The organism is Klebsiella sp. CD33 (genome assembly GCF_051992865.1).
In the GTDB taxonomy this organism is placed as follows: Bacteria; Pseudomonadota; Gammaproteobacteria; order Enterobacterales; family Enterobacteriaceae; genus Klebsiella; species Klebsiella pneumoniae.
Genome location: NZ_CP197023.1, coordinates 4,595,008 through 4,620,217 on the forward strand (window position 1 = coordinate 4,595,008; position 25,210 = coordinate 4,620,217).

Annotated in this window: 19 protein-coding genes, 1 tRNA gene and 3 pseudogenes; 13 read left to right on the forward strand and 10 right to left on the reverse strand. The window is 55.3% G+C overall.

The annotated features are described in order from the left end of the window. Positions 1-19: 19 nt before the first annotated feature. Positions 20-2,758, forward strand: a complete 2,739-nt coding sequence (locus ACR809_RS22505) for a DEAD/DEAH box helicase (protein ID WP_225517270.1) — start codon at positions 20-22, stop codon at positions 2,756-2,758. Between the two features lie 2 nt (positions 2,759-2,760). Here ACR809_RS22505 and ACR809_RS22510 read toward each other — a convergent pair whose 3' ends face one another. Together ACR809_RS22510 and ACR809_RS22515 are read right to left on the reverse strand one after the other, a co-directional pair. Next, a complete protein-coding gene (locus ACR809_RS22510; RefSeq protein ID WP_225517269.1) occupies positions 2,761-3,525 on the reverse strand; it encodes a hypothetical protein in 765 nt (254 codons plus the stop codon). Between the two features lie 823 nt (positions 3,526-4,348). Beyond that, the gene (locus ACR809_RS22515) at positions 4,349-4,687 is read right to left on the reverse strand and encodes a hypothetical protein (protein ID WP_122051587.1); all 339 of its coding nucleotides are present in this window, start codon (positions 4,685-4,687) and stop codon (positions 4,349-4,351) included. 236 nt (positions 4,688-4,923) lie between these two features. Here ACR809_RS22515 and ACR809_RS22520 point away from each other — a divergent pair. From ACR809_RS22520 to ACR809_RS22530, 3 genes and pseudogenes are all read left to right on the forward strand, one after another. Further along, positions 4,924-5,792: pseudogene (locus ACR809_RS22520) on the forward strand (IS3 family transposase); the annotation flags it as partial. A gap of 272 nt (positions 5,793-6,064) precedes the next feature. Next, positions 6,065-7,141 (forward strand): IS110 family transposase, encoded by a 1,077-nt coding sequence (locus ACR809_RS22525; protein WP_000227969.1) that lies wholly within the window; start codon positions 6,065-6,067, stop codon positions 7,139-7,141. A 16-nt stretch (positions 7,142-7,157) separates the two neighbouring features. Continuing rightward, positions 7,158-7,466, forward strand: a pseudogene (locus ACR809_RS22530) (integrase core domain-containing protein); the annotation flags it as partial. A gap of 12 nt (positions 7,467-7,478) precedes the next feature. Here the strand turns inward: ACR809_RS22530 and ACR809_RS22535 are convergent. Next, positions 7,479-7,715 (reverse strand): annotated as a pseudogene (locus tag ACR809_RS22535) (antirestriction protein ArdA); the annotation flags it as partial. 254 nt (positions 7,716-7,969) lie between these two features. On the opposite strand from ACR809_RS22535, the gene ACR809_RS22540 reads away from it, so the two are divergent. Beyond that, a complete protein-coding gene (locus ACR809_RS22540) occupies positions 7,970-8,938 on the forward strand; it encodes an IS5-like element IS903B family transposase (RefSeq protein WP_031942297.1) in 969 nt (322 codons plus the stop codon). 169 nt (positions 8,939-9,107) lie between these two features. Here ACR809_RS22540 and ACR809_RS22545 read toward each other — a convergent pair whose 3' ends face one another. The 3 genes from ACR809_RS22545 to ACR809_RS22555 form a co-directional block, all read right to left on the reverse strand. Then, a complete protein-coding gene (locus ACR809_RS22545) occupies positions 9,108-9,392 on the reverse strand; it encodes a hypothetical protein (protein ID WP_008913927.1) in 285 nt (94 codons plus the stop codon). 108 nt (positions 9,393-9,500) lie between these two features. Beyond that, a complete protein-coding gene (locus ACR809_RS22550; protein ID WP_069136164.1) occupies positions 9,501-10,775 on the reverse strand; it encodes a tyrosine-type recombinase/integrase in 1,275 nt (424 codons plus the stop codon). A gap of 198 nt (positions 10,776-10,973) precedes the next feature. Further along, a tRNA-Leu gene (locus ACR809_RS22555) sits at positions 10,974-11,058 on the reverse strand. A gap of 583 nt (positions 11,059-11,641) precedes the next feature. Here ACR809_RS22555 and ACR809_RS22560 point away from each other — a divergent pair. The 8 genes from ACR809_RS22560 to ACR809_RS22595 all read left to right on the forward strand — a co-directional run bounded on the left by ACR809_RS22560 (position 11,642) and on the right by ACR809_RS22595 (position 20,022). Beyond that, entirely contained in the window at positions 11,642-12,316 is a 675-nt protein-coding gene (locus ACR809_RS22560) for a carbonic anhydrase (RefSeq protein WP_122051588.1), read from the forward strand. After that, entirely contained in the window at positions 12,313-13,782 is a 1,470-nt protein-coding gene (locus ACR809_RS22565) for a SulP family inorganic anion transporter (protein WP_122051589.1), read from the forward strand. The genes ACR809_RS22560 and ACR809_RS22565 overlap by 4 nt, the downstream gene beginning before the upstream one ends. 111 nt (positions 13,783-13,893) lie before the next feature. Then, positions 13,894-14,913, forward strand: a complete 1,020-nt coding sequence (ahr, locus tag ACR809_RS22570; protein WP_004178400.1) for an NADPH-dependent aldehyde reductase Ahr — start codon at positions 13,894-13,896, stop codon at positions 14,911-14,913. Positions 14,914-15,043: 130 nt separating this feature from the next. Further along, a complete protein-coding gene (locus tag ACR809_RS22575) occupies positions 15,044-15,928 on the forward strand; it encodes a carbohydrate ABC transporter permease (RefSeq protein WP_012737244.1) in 885 nt (294 codons plus the stop codon). Beyond that, a complete protein-coding gene (locus ACR809_RS22580; RefSeq protein ID WP_032415889.1) occupies positions 15,918-16,805 on the forward strand; it encodes a carbohydrate ABC transporter permease in 888 nt (295 codons plus the stop codon). Before ACR809_RS22575 ends, ACR809_RS22580 begins: the two co-directional genes overlap by 11 nt. 10 nt (positions 16,806-16,815) lie before the next feature. Beyond that, positions 16,816-17,640, forward strand: coding sequence for a phosphodiesterase (locus ACR809_RS22585; protein WP_060175506.1), 825 nt, complete (start codon positions 16,816-16,818; stop codon positions 17,638-17,640). Positions 17,641-17,645: 5 nt separating this feature from the next. Next, the gene (locus ACR809_RS22590; protein ID WP_016529154.1) at positions 17,646-18,719 is read left to right on the forward strand and encodes an ABC transporter ATP-binding protein; all 1,074 of its coding nucleotides are present in this window, start codon (positions 17,646-17,648) and stop codon (positions 18,717-18,719) included. After that, entirely contained in the window at positions 18,712-20,022 is a 1,311-nt protein-coding gene (locus ACR809_RS22595) for an ABC transporter substrate-binding protein (protein WP_122051590.1), read from the forward strand. Before ACR809_RS22590 ends, ACR809_RS22595 begins: the two co-directional genes overlap by 8 nt. Positions 20,023-20,159: 137 nt before the next feature. Here the strand turns inward: ACR809_RS22595 and iolE are convergent, their stop codons facing one another. From iolE to iolD, 4 genes are read right to left on the reverse strand one after another with little or no spacing between them, the layout of a single operon-like run. After that, the gene (iolE, locus tag ACR809_RS22600; protein ID WP_122051591.1) at positions 20,160-21,059 is read right to left on the reverse strand and encodes a myo-inosose-2 dehydratase; all 900 of its coding nucleotides are present in this window, start codon (positions 21,057-21,059) and stop codon (positions 20,160-20,162) included. A 23-nt stretch (positions 21,060-21,082) separates the two neighbouring features. Continuing rightward, the gene (locus ACR809_RS22605) at positions 21,083-21,967 is read right to left on the reverse strand and encodes a sugar phosphate isomerase/epimerase family protein (RefSeq protein ID WP_004152193.1); all 885 of its coding nucleotides are present in this window, start codon (positions 21,965-21,967) and stop codon (positions 21,083-21,085) included. Positions 21,968-22,008: 41 nt separating this feature from the next. Next, complete coding sequence (locus tag ACR809_RS22610; protein ID WP_004152192.1) at positions 22,009-23,022, reverse strand: Gfo/Idh/MocA family protein; 1,014 nt, start codon at positions 23,020-23,022, stop codon at positions 22,009-22,011. A gap of 46 nt (positions 23,023-23,068) precedes the next feature. Continuing rightward, positions 23,069-25,009, reverse strand: coding sequence for a 3D-(3,5/4)-trihydroxycyclohexane-1,2-dione acylhydrolase (decyclizing) (iolD, locus tag ACR809_RS22615; RefSeq protein ID WP_004186736.1), 1,941 nt, complete (start codon positions 25,007-25,009; stop codon positions 23,069-23,071). Positions 25,010-25,210: the final 201 nt, after the last annotated feature.

Consider the following 25,210-nt stretch of genomic DNA (forward strand, 5'->3'; position numbering starts at 1 on the left):
GTTAATAAGGATAATTATAATGACCATGGATTTATCAAGCTTAAAACCCGACCAATTACGTGCCATTAATAATATTATTGGCCGTTTAAGCTTACGCCAGCCGCAGCAAGATTCGCTGCGTGCGTTGGCAGTGGCGATTAGTGCTTCTGAGCACAAACTACTGAACCCAAAACGCGATGTGCCGGAGCTATTAGAAACCTTAAAAGCGCAGTTTCCTAAGCTCAGCGATTTTGAACGTGACTTTCCTTCACTGTGTTTTGCCTTGGCAACAGGTGTAGGTAAAACCCGTTTGATGGGGGCGTTTATTACCTATTTGTATCAGGTACATGGCATTCGCAATTATTTTGTGTTGGCACCTAACCTGACTATTTATGAAAAGCTGATCAGCGATTTCTCGCCCGCCTCACCGAAGTACGTGTTTAAAGGCATTACCGATTTTGTGCTAGCACCGCCAGAAGTGATCACCGGTGATAACTATGAGAGCCGCGGTGCACAAGTCATGGGCGATCTATTTGGTTCGGTTCGGATCAATGTGTTTAACATCGCGAAAATTAACACCGAAGTACGTGGAGGCAAAGCCCCGCGTATTAAGCGTTTAGCGGAAACCCTAGGCGAAAGCTACTTTGAGTATCTATCGAACTTACCTGACTTAGTGCTGCTGATGGACGAATCGCATCGCTATCGTGCCGATGCCGGTATGCGTGCGCTCAATGAGCTTAATCCACTATTCGCATTAGAGCTAACGGCCACACCATTTACCGAATCAAGTCGTGGCCCTGTGCACTTTAAAAATGTGGTGATTGATTACCCATTGGCCTGTGCCATGGATGATGGTTTTGTTAAAGAGCCGGCCGTTGTTACTCAGCGTAACTTTGATGCCAGCCAATATGATAAAGACGAACTAGAAACCATTAAGTTAATGGACGGTATTCGTTTACATGAGCAAACCAAGGTGGATTTAATCACTTATGCACATGAAAACGATGCTAAGTTAGTTAAGCCTTTTATGTTGGTGATTGCCCGTGATACCACGCATGCAGCAGAGCTTTTAACCAAACTTGAAACAGTGTTTGACGGCCGCTACCGTGGCAAAGTCATTCAAGTGGATAGCAGTAAAAAAGAAGAAGAAACTATTCAAGCACTGCTCAATGTTGAGCATGTCGATGAGCCAACCGAGATCGTCATTCACGTTAACATGCTGAAAGAAGGTTGGGACGTTACTAACCTGTACACCATTGTGCCACTACGTGCAGCCAACGCCAGAACCCTAATTGAACAGTCAATTGGCCGTGGTTTGCGTTTACCTTATGGCAAACGTACAGGTGTTGAAGCCGTCGATACGCTGAGCATTGTTGCGCACGACAAATTCCAAGAAATTGTTGATGAGGCTAACGACCCGAATAACCCACTGCGCCTGAAAACACGCGTATTAGATCGCCCAGAAGACGATGTAACCAAACAAAGTGTGCAGGTTAAATCGAACCTAGAGCAGCAACTGACTGGTTCAGGTGTAACCGCAACCGGTGCAGACGTTAACCGTGAGGTAGAAGAACCTAAAGCCACTTATACCACGCCTAACCAACAAACCGTTGCCCGCGCTGCATTGGACGTGATCAAGCAATATCAAACACGCCCTACCGATGCGCCGACCAGCAAAGCATTGTTAACGACTGAGGTAAAAGCACAGATCACCGAACAAGTAAAAGCTCAGTTAACCCAAGAGCAACGGGAGCTATTTACTGAAGAATCGGTGGATATTGCGGCGATTGTTGAGCAAGTCACCCAGCTCACGGTGGATAACACCATAGATATTCCGCGTATTATTGTTTCACCATCAGGTGAAGTACGTACCGGCTATCACCCGTTCGATTTGGACATTGCTGCCATTAAAGGTTTAAAACCTATCGACCGAACTCTGATTCAACAAAGCCTGCAAGACAATCACCAAACCATTCGTGGCGAAGGCGATTCGGGCAACTACGAGCCGGTGAAACAAAACTATATTTTGAAGAAGCTGTTCGATTACGACGATATTCCTTACGACGAGCAAGCTGAACTTTTGTTTGACCTAGCCACTCAAGCTGTCAATACACTGGCCGCTGAAAACGACGACGATGTGGTTGAGAACATTCTGCAAAACCAGAGTGATGCGATTGCGAAGTTAATTCATGCGCAACTGAACAACCACTTCTTTGAAGAAGCAACCGAGTACGTCGTCGATGTACGCAGTGGCTTTAGTACCTTACGTGACTGCGCTTACACCATAGCGCAAGACCAGCCGGTGCAAAGCTACCGTGATACAGTACGCGATGTCAGTCGCATCAAACAAATGCTCTTTGGCGGCTTTAGCCGTTGTCTATACCCATTGCAAAAGTTTGATTCAGACACTGAGCGCCGTTTTGCGGTGATTTTAGAACGCGACTGCGAGAAGTGGTTTAAGCCTGCCAAAGGCCAATTCAAAATGTACTACAAACGCGGTAGCGAGCATCCTGAATACGTGCCGGATTTCGTTGCTGAAACCGCCGACTATGTATTGATGATTGAAACTAAAAGTACTCAACATCAAAACCAAGACGGCAGTTGGAATGAGGAAGTCACCGAAAAAGCCCGCAGTGGTGTGAAATGGTGTAGTCATGCCAGTGAATACCTTGCACAGCACGGTGGCAAACCTTGGAAATACTTACTCATTCCGCATGATGCCGTGAAAGAAGCTAATTCATTGGCTTACTTCACCCAGCAGTTTGCTAAAGCTGAGTAAGGTTAACAACTATTCGTGCCGCTAAGGCTTGGCGCTGTGCTTAGACAATAGCATTCGCCGAGTATTTTGCTGTTGGTACCCTCAATGATGAGGGTACCAAAACTCGCTTTCATCCAAACATCATTCTCCGGTCTACAAAGATGGTGCAGCAGCGCTAGGTTGATCTGGTGGCTGATCACGTTGCCGTTTCGTTTTCCATTGTCTTTTCTTAAACCGCTCAGTAATAAACCTGTGCACGATTTACCCATTTGCTCCGGCGAGCTGGGCAGGCAAAAAGCTCGGTTTTGCTGTTTGGGATGCAAGGTAGCGTGCTTTCCTGTTTTAGATAAAGGTGTGATGCACCAAAAAATACAGGTGTTGGCCGGTGTGTTTGCTTGCAATGTTCTGGTTTGAATCGTGCCATCCACATATAACGATAAAAAATCTGCCGGTAATAAATGCGCTGGTAACAAAGCTAACCCGCCTTGTGCGTTGCCATCAACCTCAGGTAAAGGTAGCCAATACAGGTTTGGCCATTGCTCGGGGCTTTGCCATTTTTCTACGCTCACTTGTGCGCCAATGCTATTTAGCCATTGGTGAATCGGGCAGCCTGGGTGCGCTTGTTTAACGCGTGGTAACTGATAGGTCAACCAGCGGGTTAAGCGTTCGGCCGCATTATCGCACTGGCTTAATGCTGGGTAGAGAGTAAACGCACCATGCCCAACCAGTAAAGCGACCACCTGCTGTATCCATTCTCTATCCCAATCGTTGCCACTTGCCCATAACACGTCACTTATCACCTTGTTGGTTCGTCTTGCCGTCTATTTTCAGTCGTTGGGTGCAGACTCGGTGGTGAAATAGATGAAAGAAATGGCCATGAAACTAACCAGTCAAATCGGTTTTTTATGATGCCCTGCGCGCGGCTAAACATTTGATATACATAGCAAAATACGGTGATGCTTGGCGGCATTCGCCAAGTGCAAAAAATCGAGACGCCAAACGATCGTTTGCATTTTGGGTTTAAAAAATCAAACGGTTTGTACTTTGGGCTCGAAGTTGGTTTAAGGCGCAAAAAGTGCCAAACCTTGCTTTTATCCAGTACTGGCAAGGCTTAGCAGCATTGGATTTCAATCGAGAAGCCAAACAGTGAATGGGCTAATTTCCCTGTTTGGCGTTTCGATCCAAAAGCCAAACGGATAGTGGTTTTGGCGTAAGGGGGTAAAGGCATGGGGAAGTGTGTGGCGGCTGTTGAAACTCATGGATTAGCAAATGACGCCTAGGGGGGATTGCATCAGCCGATCAAAGTAAGTAATTGGGTTGGTTGATTTAGCTTAAAGCTGGGTGTGGTATTTTGTAAGCGAGCTATCGGTAGGAAAAGCAATGGCTGAATAGTGACAAGGCGAAATGAGAACCGACGCGTACAGAAATGCAGAGGCGTCGGCCATATTGGCTTGAAGATTATGTTTAGCGACCTATTTTGTCAATCAAAGCCCCAACTGCCCCATTCCTTGGGGCAGTTTAATTTCTTCTTATTCACTTTCTAAAGCTCGCTGTATCAAGTGTTGCCCCATTGTCCCAACTGCCCACAGTAAGTGAGCAAATGGGGGATTGCTAGTTTCGCCTGATGGGCCTTTTTGGCATGCGACTGCGTTTGCCATCGAAAAAGGCCAATACTCTGAACCAATAGAGTGATTCTTCATACCCCAAGCTGTGCGTTGGGCGTGCAGGCGGGATGAGTCCCAGTTTGCGTCCTAAACTGACAATCACATAGAACATGGTTTTTAGCATCAGCCAAGGAGCGAGCACCACGAATACCATCAGGCAATGCCGAGTAAGTGCGTAGCCTATACCATAAGGCTGTTCGAGTAAGGCAATGCCAATACACCAACCAAGGCCTGCCAGCATGGCGATTGGAAAGGTAATGGGGGCAAGTCGCATCATAAATTGCATGTTAATGCCCTCCTGTGTTGTGCTGTGAAGAGTGCTCAAAGTTCACCAGTGGTTCGATCACATCAGCCACGGTTTGATGGGCAATACTGCGCTCTTCAAAGTAATCGTGGCGGTCGTAGATGCCCTCAACGCCTTTTAACTTATGGTTAAGGCAGTGTTCGGCTTGAAGTGGTTTACTGAATTTGGCCACCTGAACAGAGGTGATATGCTCACCTCAGAACAACACAGGTGTCATAATGAAAAAAAGAAATTTCAGCGCAGAGTTTAAACGCGAATCCGCTCAACTGGTCGTTGACCAGAACTACACCGTGGCAGATGCAGCCAGCGCTATGGATGTCGGCCTTTCCACAATGACGCGATGGGTGAAACAATTACGTGATGAACGGCAGGGCAAAACACCAAAAGCCTCCCCCATTACCCCGGAACAAATTGAAATCCGCGAGCTCAGGAAAAAGCTACAACGTATTGAAATGGAAAATGAAATATTAAAAAAGGCTACCGCGCTCTTGATGTCAGACTCCCTGAACAGTTCTCGATAATCGGGAAACTCAGGGCGCGTTATCCTGTGGCCACTCTCTGCCATGTGTTCGGGGTTCATCGCAGCAGCTACAAATACTGGAAAAACCGTCCTGAAAAGCCAGACGGCAGACGGGCTGTATTACGCAGTCAGGTACTTGAACTGCATGGCATCAGCCACGGCTCTGCCGGAGCAAGAAGCATCGCCACAATGGCAACCCAGAGAGGTTACCAGATGGGGCGCTGGCTTGCTGGCAGACTCATGAAAGAGCTGGGGCTGGTCAGTTGCCAGCAGCCGACTCACCGGTATAAGCGTGGCGGTCATGAGCACGTTGCTATCCCGAATCATCTTGAGCGACAGTTCGCCGTAACGGAACCAAATCAGGTGTGGTGCGGTGATGTGACCTATATCTGGACGGGTAAGCGCTGGGCGTACCTCGCCGTTGTTCTCGACCTGTTCGCAAGAAAACCAGTGGGCTGGGCCATGTCGTTCTCGCCGGACAGCAGGCTCACCATGAAAGCACTGGAAATGGCATGGGAAACCCGTGGTAAGCCCGTCGGGGTGATGTTCCACAGCGATAGTAATAATGCCGATGTCAGTCTTTACCACCACTTAGTTTGCCGTTTAACCAGATTGGTGTGATTACTGATGCACTGAAGACCTTCCCGCATCCTGACTCACACAGCGATCGACCTTTTGTGTCCTGCCCTGGACCCGTCGGTTGCCGGAAGCGCCTTCATGCGAGGCATCTCCTCACCGATGCGCGTGACTCAAGAAGGGCCTGACGGCTTGTCTCGTTACTGTCCTGTCCGGGTTATCTGTCTGGAGATTCAACTCTGTTTCCTCACAGGAGCTCTGTCATGGTTGATAAAGTTACCGAAGCTGCCGTTGTGGGTGGCGTGGATACACATAAAGATTTGCACGTTGCCGCTGTCGTAGATCAGAACAATAAAGTCCTTGGGACTCAGTATTTCTCCACAACACGACAAGGTTACCGGCAGATGCTGGCATGGATGACCTCGTTTGGGACATTAAAGCGAATTGGTGTTGAGTGCACAGGTACCTATGGTTCCGGTTTGCTTCGTTATTTTCAGAACGCCGGGTTAGAAGTTCTTGAGGTGACTGCTCCAGACCGGATGGAGCGACGCAAACGGGGTAAAAGTGACACAATTGATGCTGAATGTGCCGCTCATGCAGCATTCTCAGGCATCAGGACAGTTACTCCCAAAACGCGTGATGGCATGATTGAGTCCCTGCGGGTATTAAAAACTTGCCGAAAAACAGCAATATCAGCCCGCAGAGTCGCTCTCCAGATTATCCATTCAAATATTATCTCTGCCCCGGATGAATTACGTGAACAGCTCAGAAATATGACGCGCATGCAGCTCATCAGGACCCTGGGTTCCTGGAGACCTGATGCCAGTGAATACCGCAATGTAACCAACGTTTATCGCATTTCATTAAAGTCCCTTGCCCGACGCTATCTCGAGTTACATGACGAAATCGCTGATCTGGATGTCATGATTGCGGCAATTGTCGACGAGTTGGCACCTGAGCTGATTAAACGTAATGCTATCGGATACGAAAGCGCTTCACAGTTGCTGATCACTGCCGGAGACAATCCTCAACGGTTAAGATCAGAATCAGGATTTGCGGCACTGTGTGGTGTCAGCCCGGTCCCCGTTTCTTCTGGAAAAACGAACCGTTACCGACTTAATCGTGGTGGAGATCGTGCTGCAAATAGTGCACTTCACATCATCGCCATCGGACGCTTACGAACTGACGCAAAAACAAAGGAATATGTCGCCAGGCGTGTAGCCGAAGGACATACAAAAATGGAAGCGATACGCTGTCTAAAGCGATATATCTCCCGCGAAGTTTACACGTTACTGCGCAATCAAAACAGGCGGATCAACAGTATCCCGATAACAGCTTGACTCTTAGAAGGGCGTCCAAGGCAGCCATTATACGAGCAGGCAGTTCCGGCAGTTACTGTGGCGATACCGGATCAGGCAGAGTATGAGTCGGCGTGGAAACTGCTGGGATAACAGCCCAATGGAGCGCTTCTTCAGGAGTCTGAAGAACGAATGGGTGCCGGCGACGGGCTATGTAAGCTTCAGCGATGCAGCTCACGCAATAACGGACTATATCGTTGGATATTACAGCGCACTAAGACCGCACGAATATAATGGTGGGTTACCGCCAAACGAATCAGAAAACCGATACTGGAAAAACTCTAACGCGGTGGCCAGTTTTTGTTGACCACTTCAATACTGAAATGTAAGAAGAAAGGCCATCAATTGAAGATTCATAGTCGGTCAAAAAATACTCTTCATAGTGAATACCATCAATGCCAATCTGCACTAAACAGTGTTCGATTTCTTTTGAGGTTGCCGGAAGCTCAAGCCACTCACCAACCAGTTCACCTTCGTTATATTTTCCTAAATTCGTAATAAAAACAGAAATCATCCCCGATTTTAGGCATGGGGAAGCCGTCGCAGTTATACGCATATTCATGTCCTATTATTGATGTATTGTGATCTAATTAATGGCGATATTTTGATAAAGGGAGCTATTTCCCTTTAGAAGATGATATTGATATAAAAAGCCAATCAGCTGAAAAACAGGCAACTCGCTTTAAAAATGATTAATGACGGTTTAGAGCAGGATAATGAGTTGCCTTACGATCCCGATAACATGTTATGTTTTTTACCATGATTTATTTTTGTGTGGGGCTTTGTTGAATAAATCGAACTTTTGCTGAGTTGAAGGATCAGATCACGCATCTTCCCGACAACGCAGACCGTTCCGTGGCAAAGCAAAAGTTCAAAATCACCAACTGGCCCACCTACAATAAAGCCCTCATCAACCGTGGCTCCATAACTTTCTGGCTGGATGATGAAGCTATTCAGGCCTGGTATGAGTCAGCAACACCTTCTTCACGAGGCAGACCTCAGCGCTATTCTGACCTTGCCATCACGACTGTGCTGGTCATTAAACGCGTATTCAGGCTGACCCTGCGCGCTGCGCAGGGCTTTATTGATTCCATTTTTTCTCTGATGAACGTTCCGCTACGCTGCCCGGATTACAGCTGTGTCAGCAGGCGGGCAAAGTCGGTTAATGTCAGTTTCAAAACGTCCACCCGGGGTGAAATCGCACACCTGGTAATTGATTCCACCGGGCTGAAGGTCTTCGGTGAAGGCGAGTGGAAAGTCAAAAAGCATGGCCAGGAACGCCGCCGTATCTGGCGTAAGCTGCATCTCGCCGTTGACAGTAAAACACATGAAATCATCTGCGCTGACCTGTCGCTGAACAACGTTACGGACTCAGAGGCCTTCCCCGGGTTAATCCGGCAAACCCACCGGAAAATCAGGTCAGCCGCCGCCGATGGCGCTTACGATACCCGGCTATGTCACGATGAACTGCGGCGTAAGAAAATCAGCGCGCTTATCCCTCCCCGAAAAGGTGCGGGTTACTGGCCCGGTGAATATGCAGACCGTAACCGTGCAGTGGCTAATCAGCGAATGACCGGGAGTAATGCGCGGTGGAAATGGACAACAGACTACAACCGTCGCTCGATAGCGGAAACGGCGATGTACCGGGTAAAACAGCTGTTCGGGGGTTCACTGACGCTGCGTGACTACGATGGTCAGGTTGCGGAGGCTATGGCCCTGGTTCGAGCGCTGAACAAAATGACGAAAGCAGGTATGCCTGAAAGCGTGCGTATTGCCTGAAAACACAACCCGCTACGGGGGAGACTTACCCGAAATCTGATTTATTCAACAAAGCCTTTGTGTGGGTTAAAACGAAAAAAGCCCCTGTTCCAATAAACTAGGGGCAGTTCAGACTCACAGACTCCTAAGAGATGAAACCCCATCAGGGGTTTCCATTAACTTATGGCTATCAATCAAATGTATATTCACACTCGATACATTCATAACGATCAAATACCACGCCATCTAAAGCTGAACCACTCACAGCCCCAGCAGTAGCTCCAGCTACTAAACGTCCAAATAGAGCGCCTACCGCAGCACCAGCAATCGTCCCTACAACAGGAACAGCAGAGCCGATAGACGCTCCAGCTAGTGCGCCTGATACGCCACCAGCAACAGCTCCGGTCTTTTTCCCGATATGACGTTCACGAATGCGAGTTGAATCGCAGGCCGGGCAACGAATGTAATTTTCCATGATAATTTCCTTTTAAGTTGATTAAAAAGCAAAAAGCCCCTGTCCGTGAGGACAGAGGCTTTCAGTGATAAAGCTTCTTTATTGAATGAGATGTATTACATCGAAGTTTTAACGATGATTACTAAAGGGATTATTCACTTTGGCATAATCAAAAGGTGAGATGGCCTTTTCTCTGTTTGCATCAAGAAAATCAGCCCACCATTGCAGCATCAGCCTGCGTTCATCAAGATGTTCAGCTTTATGGATATAAGCAGCACGTACAGAGTTACGTTCCATATGACTCATTTGCCGCTCTACAGCATCCCTTGACCATAATCCTGACTCAATCAATGAACTACAGGCCATCGTTCGGAAACCGTGACCACAGACCTCAGCTTGTGTGTCATACCCCATTACGCGTAAAGACTTATTGATCGTGTTTTCACTCATCGGCTTACGAGGATTATGATCCCCAATAAAGATCAGTTCATGATCGCCGCTAAGAATCTTCACTTGTTCAAGGATTGTTACTGCCTGTCGGGAAAGAGGTACAAGATGAGGTGTTTTCATTTTTGATCCACGTTGAGAGTGTTTAACACCGTCAATCGCTTCGCGCTCGCCCGGAATCGTCCACATGGCCGTTTTAAAATCTACTTCTGACCAACGGGCAAAGCGTAGTTCACTTGAACGAATGAAAACCAATAAAGTAAGCTCTACGGCTAGCTTAGTTAAAGGTCTGCCAGAATAGTGATCGATACGATAAAGCAGCTCGGGTGTACGGCTGAGTTCTAATGCAGGCCGATGTTGTCGATTACTGGTAGCTACTGCACCCGCCATCTCTTGGGCAGGGTTATAATCGATCAAACCACTCTGTACAGCAAAACGCATAATAGCGGTCGTGCGCTGTTGTAAGCGCGCAGCCACTTCAAGACGCCCAGACGCCTCTACGGCTTTAATAGGAGTAAGAAGATCTCGCGTTTTAAGCTCGGCGATACTTTGCTTACCAATGGCCCCGAAGAGATTATCCTCCAGACTTTTTAATACCCGCGCACTATGAGACTCTGACCACTTCTTATTTGCTGCATGCCAGTCTCTTGCCACTGACTCGAAGGTAATGGCCTCTTTAAGCTGTTCTTCTTTTATCGCGCGTTTACTTTCACGGGGATCGATACCCGCAGCAATCTGTTTCCTGGCCTCTTCTCTTTTTTGTCGTGCATCAGCCAATGAGACTTCTGGGTAGGTTCCAAATGCCATAAGATGCTGCTTACCAGCAAAACGGAATCGGAAGCGCCAGTATTTTGAGCCATTCGGATGAATAAGCAAAAACATGCCGTCACCATCCACCAGCGTGTACTCTTTTTCTTGTGGTTTAGCAGAACGTACTTTGATATCAGTCAGAGCCATAAAAGTTCTCCTTCTATGTATCTTTTGAGTATATAACCATTATCGAACCGAGATATATACTCATTTATATACTCACATGTCACTTGATGCAGGTAGAGTTCAATTGACCTGTATTGACTGAAAAGACGTGTAAAGCCTTGTATTTTGTGGATTTCAGGCATAAAAAAAGACCTCAGTTGAGGTCTATTTACGTACTGTTGGTGCCGAAGGCCGGACTCGAACCGGCACGTATTTCTACGGTTGATTTTGAATCAACTGCGTCTACCGATTTCGCCACTTCGGCACTGAAGGGGATGCGGAAACGTTCTGGATTATACCTGTCGGCGGCGGCCATGCAAGCGACAGCGTGTCGCCAGCACGCTAAGTGTTGAAAAAAACAGCGCTATCCTGCGCGGCGTCACCTTTTGCCGCTATTCCAGGGCGCCCCATCACCACCGCCCCCTCCCGCAAACCCAGCTCCACCTGCCAGCCGTTCCCCCTTCCCGCTCAATAACACCCAAACCCCACTCAAACTTATCTCAAATTGTTCTCATCTCACTCTCACCTGCATCCCCATCACAATCCATCTCTCCTCAAACAAATGCCCAATATCCTATCCCCAACTATTCCCCCAACCTCACCCGCCACCATTCCCATATATTCCAGAAAGTTTTAGCCAATGCCTTTTAGTTATTCATCCGCTCCGCGGCAAAACATTAATTTCATCAATATTTTTATAACTTTACATTAATGAAAAGTTTTCTTTTTGCCGTTTATTCCAGGATTTTCCTCAGGCGTGAAGGGTTCCGGTAAACACTATTTTTACTAGTCGCTGTACGAGTCTTGATGGACATATTCACTCGATGAATTAACTCAGGAGAATACCTGTGACGACGTTAAAACCTTTGCTGGCCCGCAACCGCAGCTGGGCGCTGCAGAAGTGTCAGCATGACCCGGACTATTTCGAAAAATGGGTCGACGGGCAGCGGCCCCACTCGCTGTGGATCGGCTGCTCCGACAGCCGCGTGCCCGCCGAGGTGCTCACCGGCAGTCAGCCCGGCGAGCTCTTTGTCCACCGCAATATCGCCAACATGCTCGATCCCGCCGACGACAACGTCATGAGCGTCCTGCAGTATGCCCTCCACTACCTTGAGGTGGAGCGGGTGGTGCTCTGCGGCCACTACGGCTGCGGCGGCGTGCAGGCGGCGCTTTCCCTGCCCACCCTACCGCTGGCGCAGGAGTCCTCGGCGCTGGCTCGCCGCATCGGCCAGCTGCGCCACACCCTGCATCACGAAATTGCACAGATCGCCGATGGATGTTGTGTTGCGGCCTCCCCCGGCGCCAGCGCCAGCACCGACGCGGAGCGCTCTCGTCATGCGCTGGACGCCCTGGTGGAAGCCAACGTTCGCGCCCAGTTCGCCCGTCTGCTGGAGAGTGAGCCGGTGCAGACGGTGCTCGCCAGCGGGCGGCCCCTCAGCCTGCACGGCTGCGTCTACGATCTGGCTTCCGGCCATTTAACCACCCTCGTCGAACACCTCTCACCGCAGGAGCACGCCCCATGAATACGTTTCGTCAGGACTCTCTCGCCGGCATCGTCGTCTTCCTTGTCGCCCTGCCGCTGTGCCTCGGCATCGCCCAGGCCAGCGGCTTACCGCCCTTCGTCGGCCTGCTGACCGGCATCATCGGCGGCCTGGTCGTCACCGCCCTCAGCCCCTCCCGCTTCGCCGTCAGCGGCCCCGCCGCCGGACTGGTCACCATCGTCGTCGCCGCCATTGAATCCCTGGGTTCCTTCTCCCTCTTCCTGATGGCGCTGGTGCTGGCCGGCGTGCTGCAGCTGCTGTTCGGGATCCTGCGGGCCGGGCGCTTTATCTCCCTCGTTCCCGCCAGCGTCATCAAAGGCATGCTGGCGGCGATCGGCATCCTGCTGATTATGCAGCAGATCCCCGTTGCGCTCGGCAGCGCAGAAGAGACCGGGCTCGTTGATATCGTGAAGGGTAACGCCACCTTCTCCCTCAGTGCTATCGCCGTCGCCGCGGGCGGCCTGCTGGTGCTCTGGCTGTGGGGCTCGCCGCTTATCCGCCGGGTGAAGAGCCTGCGCTGGATCCCCGGGCCGCTGATCGCCGTCCTGCTCGGCTGCGTGACCACCCTGCTGCTGACCCATTTTGCGCCGCAGCAGCTGGCCGCTCTGCCGCGTATTACCCTGCCGGCGTTCGGCAGCCTCGGCGACCTGCTGGGCGAGCTGGAATCTCCGGCGTGGAACGCGTGGCGCAATCCGTCGGTGTGGGTGGTGGCGGTAACCCTGGCGCTGGTCGCCAGCCTCGAAACCCTGCTCAGCCAGGAGGCGCTGAAAAAGCTGCGCCCGCAAAATCCGCCGCCTTCGCCGAACCGCGAAATGGTCGCCCAGGGCGTCGGCAACCTGCTCTCCGGCGTGCTGGGGGCGATGCCGATCACCGCGGTGATCGTCCGCAGCTCGGTGAAAGTCAGCAATGGCGCGCAAAGTAAACTGTCGATCTTTATCCACGGCGTGCTGCTGCTGATCTGCGGCCTGTGGTTTAGCGGTCTGCTAACCTTAATCCCGCTCGCCAGCCTCGCCGCCGTGCTGCTGTATACCGGCTATAAGCTGGCGACCCCGCGGCTGTTCATCGAGCAGTTCCGCCAGGGGGCGGCGCAGTACGTTCCGTTCCTCGCCACCATCGGCGGGATTATCGCCTTCGGCATGCTGGCGGGGATCGGGATTGGTCTTGCCACCCAGATGGCGTTCAGCCTCTGGCGCAGCCATCGCCACTCGCTGCAGCTGGCGCGCTACGATGACCACTACGTGCTGCGCATACAGCAGAATCTGACCTTTATGCACAATCCGCATCTGCTGGCCCTGCTGGCGAAGATTCCGGAAAAGAGCGTGGTGATCGTCGAGCACGACAGCGTCGGCTATCTCGACCCGGACGTGCGGGCGGTGCTGGATGATTTTGCCGAGAACGCCCCGCAGCGCGGCATCCTCCTTAATCAGTGGCCGCTGGCCAGCCGCTGACCTTAACGGGCGGCTGGTCCGCCCGCTTCGCGACCCCTCCGATTGCCAAGCGCCGGGGAATACCATGCTCTACACTTTCTGGGTTATCACGCCAACCCCAAGGAAATGAACATGAGCATCATTAAAAGCTACGCCGCCAAAGAAGCGGGCGCCGATCTGTCGCTGTGGGAATACGATGCCGGCGAGCTGCAGCCGGAAGATGTCGAAGTTGAGGTGGAATACTGCGGGATCTGCCATTCGGACCTGTCGATGATCGACAACGAATGGGGGATGTCGAGCTACCCGCTGGTGGCCGGTCACGAGGTGATTGGCCGGGTGGCGGCGCTGGGCAGCGCGGCGCAGGATAAAGGGCTGAAGATTGGCCAGAAGGTCGGCATCGGCTGGACGGCGCGCAGCTGCGGCCATTGCGACGCCTGCATCAGCGGCAACCAGATCAACTGTCTGGAAGGCTCGGTGCCGACCATTCTCAACCGCGGCGGCTTCGCCAATAAGCTGCGCGCCGACTGGCAGTGGGTGATCCCCCTGCCGGAGAGCATCGATCTGGCGTCCGCCGGCCCGATGCTGTGCGGCGGCATCACCGTCTTTAAACCGCTGCTGACCCACCACGTCACCGCCACCAGCCGCGTCGGGGTGATCGGCATCGGCGGCCTCGGCCATATCGCCATTAAGCTGCTGCGGGCGATGGGCGCGGAAGTGACCGCCTTCAGCTCCAACCCGGCGAAAGAGCAGGAAGTGCTGGCGATGGGCGCCGATCGCGTGGTCAACAGCCGCGATCCTGAAGCCTTAAAAGCGCTGGCCGGTCAGTTCGACCTGATCATCAACACCGTGGCGGTGGACCTCGACTGGCAGCCGTACTTCGAAGCCCTGGCTTACGGCGGCAACTTCCATACCGTCGGCGCGGTGATGAAGCCGTTCCCGGTGCCGGCCTTTACCCTGATCGGCGGCGACCGCAGCATCTCCGGCTCGGCGACCGGTAACCCGTCCGAATTGCGCACGCTGATGAAGTTTGCCGGGCGCAGCAAAGTGGCTCCGACCACCGAGCTGTTCCCGATGTCGCAGATTAACGAAGCGCTGAAACACGTTCGCGAAGGCAAAGCCCGCTACCGCGCGGTGCTGAAAGCCGACTTCTGATGGTTATCTCCCGCCGGGCGGCACGCTCGCCCGGCGTTTTCCCCGTCGCTTCATCAAACCGTCATCTCCCCGCCATGCCTCTGTAGTCATTGCTTCCCACAATCCGGGCTTCGATAAATGGCTGAACGAGATGCGCGTCACCATGAGAAAGACCTGGCTTCCCTGGCTGATCCTGTCGCCTTCCCTGCTGTTTTTACTGCTGTTTACCTGGTTCCCGCTGGGGCGTTCGGTGTATGACAGCCTGTTTGATACCCGCATGGCCAGCGACGGCGCGCAGTACGTCGGGCTGGATAACTTCGCCCGCCTGTTTGCCGACGGCGTTTTCTGGCAGTCGCTGGTCAATAATCTGCTCTATATCCTGCTGACGGTGGTGCCCGGGGTGACCCTCGCCCTGCTGCTGGCGGTCGCCCTGAGCGAGAACCATCGCGTCAACCGCTGGCTGCGCACCGCCTTTTTCTTCCCGATGATTATCCCGATGGTCAGCGCCGCCGCGCTGTGGCTGTTTATCTTTATGCCCGGCCTCGGCCTGCTCGACCACTATCTGGCAAAGCTGTTCGGGCCGATGAACAACAACTGGCTGGGGCGCAGCAACAGCGCGCTGCTGGCCCTGGCGCTGATCGGCGTGTGGAAGTTCGCCGGCTACTACATGCTGTTTTTCCTCGCCGGGCTGCAGAGCATTCCGGCCTCGACGCGGGAAGCGGCGCTGATGGAGGGGGCTACCCGCACGCAGGTCTTTTTTAAGGTCACGCTACCGCTGCTGCGCCCGACCCTGAGCTTTGTGATCACCACCGCGCTGATCTACTCCATCACCCAGATCGACCACGTGGCGGTGATGACCCGCGGCGGGCCGGACAACGCCACCACCGTGCTGCTCTATTACATCCAGAATCTCGCCTGGGATACCCACGACCTCGGTAAAGCCTCCGCCGCCACCTTCCTCACCCTGGCCGGGCTGTTCGCCTTCTCGCTGATTAACCTGAAACTGCTGGAGAAAGGAGCCCACTATGAGCGCTGAAATCTCGCCGCTGCTGGTCCGCACGCCCGCCGCCGCCCGTCCGCTGTGGCTGCGCCTGCGCCGCTCGTCGCCCTTTACGCTCACAGTATTAATGTGCTGCATGGCGCTGCTGTGGGTCAGCCCGTTTATCTGGATGCTGGCGACCTCGTTCAGCGCCACCACCTTCGGCGACGATATGGCGTCGCTGCTGCCCCGCCTGCCGCTGACTCTCGATAACTTCCGCGACGCCTGGAACAGCGCCGACTGGCTGAGCCTGTACGCCAACACCCTTATCTTCACCTTCGGCACCTTCTTCGTGCAGCTGTTGACCATCACCACCGCCGGCTACGTCTTCGCCTGCCACGAATTTCGCGGCAAGCAGACGCTGTTTCTCCTGTTCCTGGTGCAGCTGATGATCATGCCGGTGGTGATGATGGTGCCGAACATGCTGACCCTGAAAACCTTCGGCCTGCTCAACACCCTCACCGGGGTGATGATGCCCTACTTCACCTCGGCGTTCGGCGTGTTCCTGATGCGTCAGGCGTTCCTCGCCATCCCGAAAGAGCTGGAGGAGGCGGCGCTGATGGAGGGCTGCCGCTGGTGGCAGGTGCTGTTCCGCGTACTGCTGCCGATGTCCTGGCCGTCGGTGCTGGCCTTCGCCACCGTCAGCATTACCTACCACTGGAACGAGTACCTGTGGCCGCTGATGATGCTCAACGATCCCGATAAGCAGGTGCTGACCGTCGGGCTGGTCTCCTTCGCCATGGGCGCCGAATCCGGCGGCCAGTGGGGCACCATCGGCGCCGGGACGCTGATGGTCTGCCTGCCGCTGATGCTGGCGTTCATCCTTTTTCAGAAACAGTTCCTGCGGAGCTTCGGCTTCTCCGGGATCAAATAAGGAGTGATTCATGCTGTTAGCGCACATTTCCGATACCCATTTCCGCAGCCGCGGCGAGAAGCTGTACGGCTTTATCGACGTCAATGCCGCCAACGCCGACGTGGTCTCCCAGCTTAACGCGCTGCGCGAGCGCCCGAACGCGGTGGTGGTGAGCGGGGATATCGTCAACTGCGGCCGCCCGGAGGAGTATCAGGTGGCCCGCCAGATCCTCGGCAGCCTGAGCTATCCGCTGTATCTGATCCCCGGCAACCACGACGACAAAGCCCATTTTCTCGAGCATCTTCACCCGCTGTGCCCGCAGCTGGGCAACGATCCGCAAAATATGCGCTATGCGGTGGATGACTTCGCCACCCGCTTGCTATTTATCGACTCCAGTCATGCCGGCACGTCAAAAGGCTGGCTGACCGACGAGACCATCAGCTGGCTGGAGGCCCAGCTGTTCGAGGGCGGCGACAAACCGGCAACGATCTTTATGCACCACCCGCCGCTGCCGCTGGGCAATGCGCAGATGGACCCGATCGCCTGCGAAAACGGCCACCGTCTGCTGGCGCTGGTGGAGCGTTTCCCGTCACTGACGCGCATCTTCTGCGGCCACAACCACAGCCTGACCATGACCCAGTATCGCCAGGCGCTGATCTCCACCATTCCCGGCACCGTTCATCAGGTGCCGTACTGCCACGAAGACACCCGGCCCTATTACGACCTCTCCCCGGCCTCGTGCCTGATGCACCGTCAGGTCGGCGAGCAGTGGGTGAGCTACCAGCACTCGCTGGCCCACTACGCCGGGCCGTGGCTGTACGACGAAAACATCAGTTGCCCAACGGAAGAGCGCTAACCGCCATGCTCAGTCTGCAAAACATCAGTAAACGTTTCGACGGCAAACCGGCGCTCAGCGCCCTGTCGCTGGATATTCACGAAGGCGAATTCGTGGTGCTGGTCGGCCCGTCGGGCTGCGGGAAAAGCACCCTGCTACGCCTGCTCGCCGGGCTGGAACCGGTCAGCGAAGGCCAAATCTGGCTGCATGATGAGAACATCACCGCCACCACGCCGCGCGAGCGCAACTTCGCGATGATCTTCCAGAACTATGCCCTGTTTCCGCATCTGTCGGTGCGCGACAACATCACCTTCGGCATGAAGGTGCGCAAGGAAGAGAAAAGCAGCTGGCAGCCGCGGGTAGATAAAGTGGCGCAGATGCTGCAGCTGGAGGCGCTGCTCGACCGCAAACCGGCGAAGCTCTCCGGCGGCCAGCGCCAGCGGGTGGCGATGGCCCGGGCGATCGTGCGTAATCCGCGGCTGTTTCTGATGGACGAGCCGCTCTCCAACCTCGACGCCCGCCTGCGCAGCGAAGTGCGCGACAGCATTATGGCCCTCCACCAGCAGCTGAAAACCAGCACCATCTATGTGACCCACGATCAGACCGAGGCGATGTCGATGGCCGACCGCATCGTGGTGATGAACGGCGGCCACGTGCAGCAGGTAGGACGGCCAGAATATCTGTATGCCAACCCGGCCAACCTGTTCGTGGCCGGATTTATCGGTTCGCCGGCGATGAACCTCCTGTCGCTGCCCTGCGCCAACGGTGAAGTACTGTTGGGAGAACAGCGCCATCCGCTGCCGCCGCGCCACCGGGATCAGACCCGCGTCTGGCTGGGCGTTCGCCCGGAACATATTACCGACCGCGTGGAGGAGGGCCATCTGCGCCTGCCGGCCACCGTTCTGCAACGAGAACTGATGGGGGCCGATTACCTGCTCCACGTCAGCACCCCGATCGGCACCCTGCGCTTTAGCCGCCGCCACCGCGGCACGGTGCCGGAGAAAGGCGAGTCGCTACCGATCGGCTTTTCGCCTGCCGATGTGCATCTTTTTCATGCTGAGACCCAGCATAATTTACTGATGGAGTGTAATCATGTTTAAACCTTTTACGCTAGTCGCGGTTGGCCTCAGCCTTGCCCTGAGCGGCGCGGCGCTGGCGAAAGAGAAAATAGACTTCATGTTCCCGGCGCCGGTGGACGGCAAGCTGACCATGGAGATGACCCGCGTCATTAAGCAATTCAACGACTCACAGCAGGATGTCGAAGTACGCGGGATCTTCACCGGCAACTACGACACAACCAAGATCAAAGCCGAATCGGCGCAGAAGGCCGGCCAGCCGCCGGCGCTGGTGATCATGTCCGCCAACTTCACCACCGATCTGGCGCTGAAGGATGAGATCCTGCCGATGGATGAGCTGTTTAAATATGGCGATCAAAAGGCCGGCGATTTTCTGCACAAGGAATTCTGGCCCGCGATGCATAAGAACGCCCAGGTGATGGGCACCACCTATGCGATCCCGTTCCATAACTCGACGCCGATCCTCTACTACAACAAGACGATGTTCGATCGGGCCGGGATCAAACAGCCGCCGCAGACCTGGGCCGAGCTGCTGGCCGATGCCAAAAAGCTGACCGACGAGAGCAAAGACCAGTGGGGGATCATGCTGCCGTCGACTAACGACGACTACGGCGGCTGGATCTTCTCGGCGCTGGTGCGCGCCAACGGCGGGAAATACTTTAACGAAGACTATCCGGGCGAGGTCTATTACAACTCGCCGACCGCCATCGGCGCTCTGCGCTTCTGGCAGGATCTGATCTACAAGGACAAGGTGATGCTGTCCGGGGTCTTGAACTCGAAGCAGATCAGCGCCGCGTTCTTCTCTGGCAAGCTCGGGATGGCGATGCTCAGCACCGGCGCGCTGGGCTTTATGCGCGAGAACAGCAAAGATTTTGAGCTTGGGGTAGCGATGCTGCCGGCCAAAGAGCAGCGTGCGGTGCCGATCGGCGGCGCCAGCCTGGTGAGCTTTAAAGGCATCAACGAGGCGCAGAAGAAAGCGGCGTATCAGTTCCTGACCTATCTGGTGAGCCCCGAGGTGAACGGCGCGTGGAGCCGCTTCACCGGCTACTTCTCGCCGCGCAAGGCGTCATACGATACGCCGGAGATGAAGGCCTATCTGCAGCAGGATCCGCGGGCGGCGATCGCCCTTGAGCAGCTGAAGTACGCCCATCCATGGTACTCCACCTGGGAGACCGTGGCGGTGCGTAAGGCGATGGAGAACCAGCTGGCGGCGGTGGTCAATGATGCCAAAGTGACGCCGGAAGCGGCGGTGCAGGCGGCGCAGAAGGAAGCCGACGCGCTGATGAAACCGTATGTGGATAAGACCGCGCTGGCGGAAGTGAAGTGACGCTTTACCCGTCATCCTCACCCTGGCCCTCTCCCTGAGGGAGAGGGAACTGTCCGGCGCTGTGGTTAAGCCCTGAGTCCGGTTGTGAAAGGAAAAAAGCAGGCCATACCCGGTATGGCCTGAAAATGTCACAACGATTAGATCCCTGCCGTTTCGCGAATATATTTGCGCGCTTTGACGGCGTATTCGAAAGGATTGGCCAGAGCAGGATCCTGCTCGGCTTCCACTACCATCCAGCCTTTATAGCCAAAGTCGTCCAGCAGCTTGAACACCGGACGGAAATCGATCACCCCGTCGCCCGGGACGGTGAAGGTGCCTTTTTTCACGCCGTCGAGGAACGACAGGCCGTCGCGGCGCACCTGGTCAATCACCAGCGGGCGGACGTCTTTCAGGTGAACGTGGTTGATGCGCGGCAGATACTTTTTGAGGATCGCCAGCATCGGCGCTTCGCCGCCTTCGGAATACCAGGCGTGGCCGGTGTCGAACAGCAGGAAGACGCGCTCGTCCACCAGCGACATAAATTTGTCGATTTCCGCGGTGGTCTGAATGCCGGTGCCCATGTGGTGGTGCAGACAGACCTGCATCCCCTTCTCCGCCGCCAGGCGGCCGAGGGTGTTGTAGCCTTCTGCCACCCTCTGCCACTCTTCGTCGCTGAAGCACGGCTTCGCATCGCCGAGGATCGGTTTATCCAGCCCCTGGATGCTGCCGCTCTGCTCGGAGCAGCCAATCACTTTCGCGCCCATCGCATGAAGGAAGTTCATGTGATTGACGAATTCATCAATGGTTTTTTCCCGCTGGCCGTTGGCGAAAAAGGTACTGAACCAGGCGTTGCAGATCTGAATGCCGCGAATATCCAGCATCGGCTTGAGAACCGCCGGGTCGCGCGGATATTTGCTGCCGACTTCGCTGCCGGTAAAGCCGGCCAGCGCCATTTCGCTGACGATCTGCTGGAAAGTGTTTTCGCTGCCGAGCTCCGGCATATCATCGTTAGTCCAGCCGATCGGGGCGATAGCCAGTTTGACGTTATCTTTGTTCATAGTAGGGCTCCTGCCGCTGCGCCTTACCGGCGCAGCAATTCACGTTCAATAAGTTCACGGGTTTCCACTGCCTGGTATTTCATTTTTTCCGGGTAGCCAAACAGCGAGGTGGCGACAATCGGCTCCCCGCCGACCTTGAAGGTCTGCTCGGCGAATTTCATTTCGCGCAGGGTGCGGAATAGCGCGTCGAAATCCACATCCCCTTCCCCGACGCCTACGTGCTGGTGCACCACGGCATCCACGCCCGGCGGGTTAACGATATAGCGGCAATGTTTCGTATGATTGCGGGTGTCCGCAATCAGGACATGGGAGAGATCGCTCCCGGCATAGCGCAGCATGCTCGCCACGTCGCCGACGCCTTTGTCGTAGAAAAAGGTGTGCGGCACGCTGTAGACGTACTTCACGTTATCGCTGCGGAACGACTTCACGATATCGACGGTTTCATTGTTCTCTTCGCAGAAATCCCAGGGATGCGCCTGGATCTCCACGCGGATGCCTTCCCGCTCAAAAATCGGCAACAGCTCTTCCATTGAGCGATAGAACATTTCATCGCAGATCTCAGGCTGATTCGGATCGCCGGAGAACTCGGTGTTGATCACCTGAACGCCCATCTCTACCGCAATTTCCACCAGCCGTTTCCAGTTTTTTACCGCCGCCTGACGGCGCAGTTCGTCCGGGCCGGACCAGCGGTAGACGCAGATAAACGACGATAGCTCAAGGCCGGTATCGCGCAGCGCCTGCTTGTACTCCGCCATGATCTCCCGGCTGGCGCGCGGGTGCTTGTAGAACGGGTTAATCTGCGGGTGCGGCGACTGTTCAATGTACTTGTAGCCCCACTCCGCTACCTGATGGACCATGCGGGTGATCCCGAGGTCCTTAATGACATCCACATCAAAGGCAATTTTCATCGTCGTTACCTGTGCAAAGAAGTTCCGTCAGCAAAACGCGCTTAACGTTTGTAGAATGCCGGGCACTCAGGCAGCGTCACTTCAACCGGCTCGCTGGTTCCCTGCGCTTTAATGCAGGCATCCGCCGCCACCGACGCCGCGTAGCCGTCCCAGGCCGACGGGCCGTGCAGCTGGCCGGCTTTGACGTCGTTGATAAAGGCCTGCAGCTCGACGTCGTAGGCTTTGATAAAGCGGTCTTTCCAGTCGGTCAGAATGGCGGTCGACAGACTGGCGGACTTGCGCATCTGGACGGCAGACGGCTCCGGCAGACGGGCAATCCCGGTCTCGCCAACCACTTCGCACTGGATGTCATACCCGTACTGGCAGTTCACGAACACCTCGACGTCGATCAGAGTGCCTTTTTTGGTTTCAAAGGAGACGATCTGCGGATCTTTCAGGCGCGCATGGGTGTGCGAGGTGGAGCGCGGGAAGCGCACCTGCACGGAACGGTAGTCATCGTTCAGCAGCCAGCGCAGCACGTCCAGCTCGTGGATCAGGGTGTTGGTGATCGCCATATCGGTGGTGTAGTTCTCGCCGACCGACTGGTTGCGGTGGGCGCAGCGCAGCATCAGCGGTGCGCCGATATCGCCATCGTCGATCACTTTTTTCAGCGCCAGATAGCCTTCGTCGTACGGGCGCATAAAGCCAACCTGCACCAGACGACGGCCGGCCTTCATTTCGGCATCGACGATGCGGCGGCAGCCTTCCGCAGACATCGCCAGCGGTTTTTCGCAGAATACCGGCTTACCGGCGGCGATGGCGGCCAGGGTGTACTCTTCGTGGGTCGGGTCCCAGGAGGTGACCAGGATGGCATCGACATCGCTGGCGTTAATCACGTCGTGACCGTCGGCGTAGACTTCCGCCTGCACGCCCGGCAGCGCGACCGCCGCGCGGGCGTTGTCGGCATTGATATCAGACACCGCCACAACGGTGGCCCCCTGCAGAACCTGGGTGCAGCGACGGATGTGTTCTTTACCGATAGCGCCAGCGCCGATGACACCTAATTTGAGCGACATAATGGTTTTCTCCGTAAGTCTGTAGGATTCAGAGTGGATGTTCGTTTTAGTAATCACGCGCCTGGGCGCGCTTTTCATTAATCATTTGCGCCACCTTGCGGATCCGCTCAGAGAGCGCCGTCTGGGCGACACCAACGTTCCACCAGCTGCCGTATTTGTGCACCATGGTCTTCGGCAGCACTTTAATATCAATCAGAGTGCTGACCGTTTCGCGACGGGCGGCGTCCAGCGCGTGGCGCAGTTCGTCCAGGGTAGTGACGCGCCAGGTTTTGCAGCCGTAGCCGGCGGCGATGGTGGCGAAGTCCACCGGCACCAGGCCGCCCTGTAGCTGGCCGGTTTCCGGCTGACGGTAGCGGAACTCGGTGCCGAAGCTGTCCATCCCGTGCTCCATCTGCAGGTTGTTGATGCAGCCGTTGGCCATGTTGTCGAACAGCACGACGTTGATCTTCGCCCGCTCCTGCAGGGAGGTGACCAGCTCAGAGTGGAGCATCATGAAGGAGCCATCGCCGACCAGGGAGTAGACTTCGCTCTGCGGCTGCGCCAGCTTCACACCCAGCGCGGCGTTGACTTCGTATCCCATGCAGGAGTAGCCGTACTCCACGTGGTAGGTGTTTTCCGCGCGGTTGCGCCAGACGCGCTGCAGATCGCCTGGCAGGCTGCCCGCCGCCGCGACGATCACCGCCTCGGCCGGCAGCGTTTCATTCAGTACCCCAAGAACGCTGCTCTGGGTCAGGGTGGAGTCGGTGATCTGGCGGAACTCGCGATACACCGATTCACGATCGAGATGATCGTCGATCTCCGGCACAAAGGATTTCTCCTGCCACACCGCCTGGTAGACGCGCTGGGTCTCTTTTAACTGACGGCTCTGCACGCTCTCGATCTGCGCGCCCCAGCCGGCCTGCCAGCCGCTGTCCGCCAGCGCCGCGTCGAGAGCGGTCATCGCTTCCCGGGCGTCCGCCAGCATGGCAATGCCGTCCAGCTTCCAGGCGTCGAAGTTGCTGACGTTAATATTCAGGAAACGCACCTCCGGGTGCTGGAAAATCCATTTCGAGGCGGTGGTAAAATCGCTGAAGCGGGTGCCGACGCCGATCACCAGGTCGGCCTCTTTCGCCAGCAGGTTCGCCGCCAGGCAGCCCGTCTCGCCGACGCCGCCGACGTTCAGGGGGTGAGAAGAGACCACCGTCCCCTTCCCGGCCTGGGTTTCGGCGAAGGGCACCCCGTAGCGCTCGGCAAAACGGGACAGCGCTTCGCCCGCGCCGGAGTATTTCACCCCGCCGCCGCAGACGATCAGCGGTTTACGGCTGCCTTTGATGGCCGCCACGGCGTCCGCCAGCTGCGCGGCGCTGGCCGGGCGGCGGTCGAGACGGTGCACGCGGCGCGCAAAGAAGGATTCCGGGTAATCCCAGGCTTCGCCCTGCACGTCCTGCGGCAGGCACAGCGTTACCGCGCCGGTTTCCGCAGGGTCGGTCAGGACGCGCATGGCGTTGATGCAGGCGCTCATCAGCTGTTCCGGGCGGGTAATGCGGTCCCAGTATTTGCTGACTGCGCGGAAAGCGTCATTGGTGCTGATGCTGAGATCGTAGCTCTGTTCAATCTGCTGGAGCACCGGATCCGGCTGGCGGGTGGCGAAGACATCGCCCGGCAGCAGCAGCAGCGGGATGCGGTTGGCGCTGGCGGTGCCGGCGGCGGTGATCATGTTGGCCGCTCCCGGACCGATGGAGGAGGTGCAGGCGATAATCTGCCGGCGCAGGGCCTGGCGGGCAAAACCGGTGGCCGCGTGGGCCATCCCCTGCTCGTTGCGCCCCTGATAGACGCGCATATCGCCGCTGTCCTGCTCCAGCGCCTGCCCCAGCCCCAGGACGTTGCCATGGCCGAAAATCGCGAAAATGCCTTTCACGAACTTCAGCTCTACGCCATCCACTTCCAGGTACTGGTTATCGAGGAACTTCACCAGCGCCTGCGCCGTTGTCAGTCTCAGTTTGCCCATGATGCACAATCCTTATTGTTCAGTATTTGTGTGTGGCGTCGCGCCGATGCCGCCGGGGCCGTCGTTCACGTCACTGGAATACCTGTGGATTATAGGCAAACATTTTTTTCATTAAATACAAATACAGAAGAAATATTTCATTTTGCGAGAAGGATCAAACTCTCTACCCATTTCATACGTTTCACTTACATTCCAGACACG

Coding starts and splice junctions, on each gene's coding strand:
- ACR809_RS22505 (WP_225517270.1), top strand. CDS start 20: ATGACCATGGATTTATCAAGCTTAAAACCCGACCAATTACGTGCCATT.
- ACR809_RS22515 (WP_122051587.1), bottom strand. CDS start 4,687: ATGCAATTTATGATGCGACTTGCCCCCATTACCTTTCCAATCGCCATG.
- ACR809_RS22525 (WP_000227969.1), top strand. CDS start 6,065: ATGGTTGATAAAGTTACCGAAGCTGCCGTTGTGGGTGGCGTGGATACA.
- ACR809_RS22545 (WP_008913927.1), bottom strand. CDS start 9,392: ATGGAAAATTACATTCGTTGCCCGGCCTGCGATTCAACTCGCATTCGT.
- ACR809_RS22550 (WP_069136164.1), bottom strand. CDS start 10,775: ATGGCTCTGACTGATATCAAAGTACGTTCTGCTAAACCACAAGAAAAA.
- ACR809_RS22565 (WP_122051589.1), top strand. CDS start 12,313: ATGAATACGTTTCGTCAGGACTCTCTCGCCGGCATCGTCGTCTTCCTT.
- ahr (WP_004178400.1), top strand. CDS start 13,894: ATGAGCATCATTAAAAGCTACGCCGCCAAAGAAGCGGGCGCCGATCTG.
- ACR809_RS22575 (WP_012737244.1), top strand. CDS start 15,044: ATGCGCGTCACCATGAGAAAGACCTGGCTTCCCTGGCTGATCCTGTCG.
- ACR809_RS22580 (WP_032415889.1), top strand. CDS start 15,918: ATGAGCGCTGAAATCTCGCCGCTGCTGGTCCGCACGCCCGCCGCCGCC.
- ACR809_RS22585 (WP_060175506.1), top strand. CDS start 16,816: ATGCTGTTAGCGCACATTTCCGATACCCATTTCCGCAGCCGCGGCGAG.
- ACR809_RS22590 (WP_016529154.1), top strand. CDS start 17,646: ATGCTCAGTCTGCAAAACATCAGTAAACGTTTCGACGGCAAACCGGCG.
- ACR809_RS22595 (WP_122051590.1), top strand. CDS start 18,712: ATGTTTAAACCTTTTACGCTAGTCGCGGTTGGCCTCAGCCTTGCCCTG.
- iolE (WP_122051591.1), bottom strand. CDS start 21,059: ATGAACAAAGATAACGTCAAACTGGCTATCGCCCCGATCGGCTGGACT.
- ACR809_RS22605 (WP_004152193.1), bottom strand. CDS start 21,967: ATGAAAATTGCCTTTGATGTGGATGTCATTAAGGACCTCGGGATCACC.
- ACR809_RS22610 (WP_004152192.1), bottom strand. CDS start 23,022: ATGTCGCTCAAATTAGGTGTCATCGGCGCTGGCGCTATCGGTAAAGAA.
- iolD (WP_004186736.1), bottom strand. CDS start 25,009: ATGGGCAAACTGAGACTGACAACGGCGCAGGCGCTGGTGAAGTTCCTC.